Source organism: Sphingomonas bacterium (assembly GCF_903644055.1).
In the GTDB taxonomy this organism is placed as follows: domain Bacteria; phylum Pseudomonadota; class Alphaproteobacteria; order Sphingomonadales; family Sphingomonadaceae; genus Sphingomonas_I.
Genome location: NZ_CAHJXD010000102.1, coordinates 1 through 5,205 on the forward strand (window position 1 = coordinate 1; position 5,205 = coordinate 5,205).

Sequence of the window (5,205 nt, forward strand, 5' to 3'; positions counted from 1 at the left end):
AAGCTCGACAAGGGCGCGCGCTTCACCGACTGGAGCCGCCGCCCGCTCGACAAGCGCCAGATCGATTATGCGATCGGCGACGTCACCTATCTGGTCGAGATCTTCCCGCGGATGCTGGAGAAATTGCGCAAGACCGGGCGTGGCGAATGGCTCGATCAGGAGATGGAGCGGATCGCCGACCCGGCCAATTACGTCAACGACCCCGATCTCGCCTGGCAGCGGATCAAGGTGCCGAGCCGCAAGGCCGACGTGCTGGGGCGGCTCAAGGCGATCGCGGCGTTCCGCGAGCGCGAGGCGCGCAAGAAGAATCTGCCGCGCGGCCGGCTGATCAAGGACGAGACGATCGCCGATCTCGCCGCGCATCCGCCGCGCGGCCAGGGTGACCTCGCCAAGGTGCGCGGGCTGGCGGCGAGTTGGGCGAACAATGAGATCGGCGCGCGGCTGATCGGCGCGATCGAGGGCGCGACGCCGCTGTCGGAGGATGAAATGCCGCCGCGCGAGGATCGCCGTCCCGGGCTCGGCAAGGATGGTGCGCTGGTCGCCGACCTGCTCAAGCTGCTGCTCAAGGTACGCTCGCGCGATTCGGATGTCGCGCCGCGGTTGATCGCACGCACCGACGAGATCGACGCGCTCGCCGCCGGGCAGCGCGACGGGCTCTCGATCCTCGAAGGGTGGCGCTACGAAGTGTTCGGCAAGGATGCGCTCGCGCTGGTCGAGGGGCGGACGGGGTTCAGCGTCAAGAGCGGCAAGATGGTGATGAGCGAGCTCGGCTGAGCAAAGGCGTCTCAGGCGCCGCGCTTCAGCGCCGCCTTCCGGCCGAAGGATTCGGCGAGCAATTTGTGCCGGCGCTCGACGGCCTCGCCATAGAGCGCGCTATCTTCGCCGCTGAGACTGAGCAGGAGCGTCTCCTGATCGAGCCGCAGGCGGCTGGTCTTGAGCGGCCCGGCGACTCCGCCGGACAGGCGCTGCCCAAGCCGCATCGCGAAGCCCCAGCGCATCGCGCGCTCACGGAGGTCGACGTCGATAAGCTCGGCGACGCGCGCGGGCACGCCCACGCCGCCGAAATGCGTGAACAGCGCCTGGCTCATCAGCGCGCGCCCCCGCGCATCGATACCCACCCAATTGCCGTGCAGCGCGGTCTCGACGCCGCGTTCGGCGCGAAATTCGGGGTGCGCGCGCCAGCCGACGTCGGCGAGCAGGCAGGCGGCATGCCGGAGCCGCGCCATCGCCGGCGGTTCGCCCTCGAACAAAGGCGCGATCCAGCGATCGAGCAGGTCGCCATGCTCGGGGAAACGCCCCTGCCGCGCGCCTTCCTCCCGCGCCGCGCAGAGCAGGGGATCCTGTGCCTGCACTTCGGCGGGCAGGCTGCGATGCAGCAGCCCTTCGCGCAGGCCGTAGGAAGAGACGATCAGCTCGGACGGGTCGAGGCGGCGGACCAGCGCCGCGAGCAGCATCGCGGCGGGGCCGAGCGAGCCGATCCGCGACGAGGCGATTCCCGTCAATTCCCTGATCCGCTTGGTTTCGAGCTGGCCGAGCGCGCGGACCAGCCGCTGCGCCTCGTTCGGCGCCATCGCATAATGGTGGACGATCGGCAGCGGAAAATCGCTCAGGATCATATGCAGCCGGGCGAGCGAGCGCCACGATCCGCCGACCATATAGAAGGGCCTGCCCGGCGCCTCGTCGCGCCAGCCGCCCTTCGCGAGCATCTTGCCGAGCGCGCGATCCACCGCGCGCGCGGTTTCGAGCTTGAGCGCGCCGATACGCAGCACGCCGAGCGGCATCGATATCCCCTGCCCGACCTTGCCCTTGCGAACGCGGACCAGTTCGAGACTGCCGCCGCCGAGATCGCCGACGATGCCATCGGCTTCGGGTATCGCCGCGAGCACGCCATGGCCCGCAAGCGAAGCCTCCTCGCTGCCCGGCAGCAGCTCGACCGGCAAGCCGATCGCGGCGAGCTGATCGATGAAGGCGCGCCCGTTGCTCGCGTCGCGGACGGCGGCGGTGGCGACGGTCCGCAGCGTCCGCACGCCCATATCCTCGGCAAGCCGACGGAAGCGCGCCAGCGCGGGGATCGCGCGCGCCACCGCGTCTGCATCGAGCGCACCGGTCTTGGCGAGGCCGCGACCGAGCCCCGCCATGATCTTCTCGTTGAACAGCGTCGACGGAATACGGTTCGCACTCTCGTAGATCACCAGCCGGATGGAATTGGAGCCGATATCGATGATGCCGAGCGGACCAGCGTTCGCCTTTGGCCGGAGGAGGGGAATGACGGCCATGCGGGGCTGGGATTAACTTGGATCGAAGGCGGACGGAAGCCGCACGATCAATCGCGCATGAGCTTGAGCTTGGGCACCGCCCCGCCGCGCTTGCGCGCCGCGCCACGCCCCGAAAGCGACGGGTTGGTCATGAAATAGCGGTGGAGGTTGAACGAACGCTTGGCGGCTACGGCGCGGACATAGCTGCCGTCGGGCTCCAGCCACCAGCTCTGCTCGTCATCGAGCAGATTGGCGACCATCACCTGATCGAGAACCTGCGCGTGGACGGTGTCATTCTCGATCGGCAGCAGGAATTCGACGCGGCGATCGAAGTTGCGCGGCATCCAGTCGGCGGACGAGATATAGACCTTGGCTTCGGGGTTGGGCAGATCGGCACCATTGCCGAACACCATGATCCGGCTATGCTCCAGGAAGCGGCCGACCACCGATTTGACGCGGATATTCTCGGACAGGCCGGGCACGCCGGGGCGCAGGCAGCAGATGCCGCGAATCACCAGATCGATCTCCACCCCCGCCGCACTCGCGCGATAGAGCTTCTCGATGATCGCCGGATCGACGAGGCTGTTGAGCTTGGCCCAGATCGCCGCCTCGCGTCCGGCGCGGGCATGATCGATCTCGGCATCGATCAGCGCGGAAAGCTTGTCGCGCAGGCCGTGCGGGGAGAGCGTGAGCATCTCCAGCCCGCCCGGCTCGACATAGCCGGTGATGTAGTTGAACAATTGCGCGGCATCGCGCCCGGCGCGCGGATCGGCGGTGAAGAAGCTCAGGTCGGTATAGATGCGCGCGGTGATCGGGTGATAGTTGCCCGTGCCGAAATGGCAGTAGGTGCGGTTGCCCTCGGCCTCGCGGCGCACGACCATCGATACCTTGGCGTGCGTCTTCCAGTCGATGAAGCCGTAAACGACCTGCACGCCCGCCCGCTCGAGCTGGCTCGCCCAAGCGAGGTTCTGCTCCTCGTCGAAACGCGCCTTGAGCTCGACCACCGCGGTGACCGATTTGCCCGCCTCGGCGGCGTCGACCAGCGCCTTGATCACCGCGCTCTGCTTGCCCGCGCGATACAGCGTCTGCTTGATCGCGACGACGTCGGGATCGGCGGCGGCCTGGCGCAGGAAGGCGAGCACGACGTCGAAGGTCTCGTAGGGGTGGTGGACGATGATGTCCTTCGATCGAATCGCCGCGAAACAATCGCCGCCATGCTCGCGGACCCGCTCGGGAAAGCGCGCGGTGAAGGGCGGGAATTTCAGGTCGGGGCGATCCTCCTCGTAAAGCTCGTCGAGATCGCTGATGCCGAGGAAGCGCTGATCGTCGACGATGATCGCGTCGGGCCCGCCGATCTCCTCGCGCACGACGCAGGCGAGGTCGTCGGGGATGTCGTAGCGCATCTCCATGCGGATGATCCGCCCACGCCGCCGCCGCTTGATCGCCGACTTGAAGTAGAGGACCAGGTCCTCGGCCTCTTCCTCCACCTCGATATCGCTGTCGCGGATCACGCGGAACGAGCTGTCGCCAAGCACCTCGTAGCCGGGGAAGAGCACGCCCGTGAAACGACGCACCATCGTCGCCATCGAGGCATAACGCGCCTTTTCGCCGGGCAGGCGGATGAAGCGGCGCAGGGTGGCGGGCACCATCAGCAGTTCGCGGATCAACGCACCGTCCGAAAGGCGGCGCAGATCGAACAGAAGCGTGAAGCCCTTGTTCGGAATGAAGGGAAAGGGGTGCGCGGGATCGAGCGCCTGCGGGGTGAGCACGGGAAAGATCTGCTCGCGGAAATAGGCCTCGCACCAGCCCGCAAGATCATCCTCTATCTCTTCGGGATCGAGCACTTCTATGCCCGCGCGGTCGAGCTCCTCGCGCAAATTCAGCCAGACGCGCTGCTGCATGTCCATCAGCGCATCGGCCTCGCTGGCGATCGCCGCGAGCTGCTGCCCCGGCGTCAGGCCGTCGGGCGAGCGATCCTCGATGCCTTCGAGTTGCTGGCCCTTCAGACCCGCGACGCGGACCATGAAGAATTCGTCGAGATTATTGCCCGAGATCGAAAGGAAGCGCAGCCGCTCCAGCAAGGGATGCGCGTTGTTGCACGCCTCGTCCAGCACGCGGCGGTTGAACGCGATCCACGAAAGCTCGCGGTTGAAATAGCGCTCCTTGAGCGGCAGCGGCGGCGGCGGCGCGCCCTCGGCGGCGCCGTCGTCCTGGATCGGAGTGGGCGAGATGAGATCCATTCGGTGATCCTAGCCTGTCGCCCGCGACTCGTCGATGACGCCGATCGCGATCAGGGCGCGGCGGGCGAGCGGCACGGTGAGACCCTGTCGCCGCTGTAGCGCGAGCTCGTCGAGCGCTTCCAGCGCGCGATGGATGCCGAGGTAGCTGCGCTCGACGCGCGGCGCGAGATAGCGGATCAGTTCGGGCGGGGCGGCGAGCCCACGCGCGTGGCAGAGCTTCTCGATCAGTTGGCCGGCGAGGCCTTCGTCGGGATCGGGGATATGCACGACGGGCGTCGCGGCGATCCGCGAATGGAGATCGGGAAGCGCGATCGACCATTCGGGCGGCAGGCGATCGACGACCAGGATCAAAGGGCGGCGGCGCTCCTGCGCGCGGTTCCACGCGTGGAACAGCGACTCCTCGTCCGCCCGATCGGCATGGTCGATCAACTCGCCGCCGCTGCGCGCCGCGACGATCCGGCCGAGCAGGCTGCGGCCCGACTTGCGCGGGCCGGTCAGCAACGTCGCCATCACCGGCCAGAGCGCCCAATGTTCGAAATGGCGCACGACCTGCGCGTTCGAGGTCGAGACGATATAGTCGCGTTCGTCGTCGCCGGCGGGCCAATCGAGCGGCAGCGCGATCTGGCCGGCCGCCCCGCTCACGGCGCCGGCCGCCGCAGGCGCAGCACGCCGCCTTCCTCGCGAAGCTGGAGCCCGGCGGCGAAGGCGGC

General features: G+C 67.9%; 4 protein-coding genes. 1 reads left to right on the plus strand and 3 read right to left on the minus strand.

The features are described from left to right. Positions 1–774 (plus strand): ribonuclease D (locus HUU94_RS04360; RefSeq protein ID WP_174273886.1); only part of this gene is annotated, 774 nt, incomplete at its 5' end. Between the two features lie 11 nt (positions 775–785). Here the strand turns inward: HUU94_RS04360 and HUU94_RS04365 are convergent. Genes HUU94_RS04365 through HUU94_RS04375 form a run of 3 tightly spaced genes read right to left on the minus strand, consistent with a single transcriptional unit; the run spans position 786 to position 5,137 of the window. After that, positions 786–2,276, minus strand: coding sequence for a Ppx/GppA family phosphatase (locus HUU94_RS04365; protein WP_174273887.1), 1,491 nt, complete (start codon positions 2,274–2,276; stop codon positions 786–788). Between the two features lie 47 nt (positions 2,277–2,323). After that, complete coding sequence (locus tag HUU94_RS04370; protein ID WP_174273888.1) at positions 2,324–4,495, minus strand: RNA degradosome polyphosphate kinase; 2,172 nt, start codon at positions 4,493–4,495, stop codon at positions 2,324–2,326. 9 nt (positions 4,496–4,504) lie between these two features. Further along, the gene (locus tag HUU94_RS04375) at positions 4,505–5,137 is read right to left on the minus strand and encodes an HdaA/DnaA family protein (protein ID WP_254601937.1); all 633 of its coding nucleotides are present in this window, start codon (positions 5,135–5,137) and stop codon (positions 4,505–4,507) included. Positions 5,138–5,205: the final 68 nt, after the last annotated feature.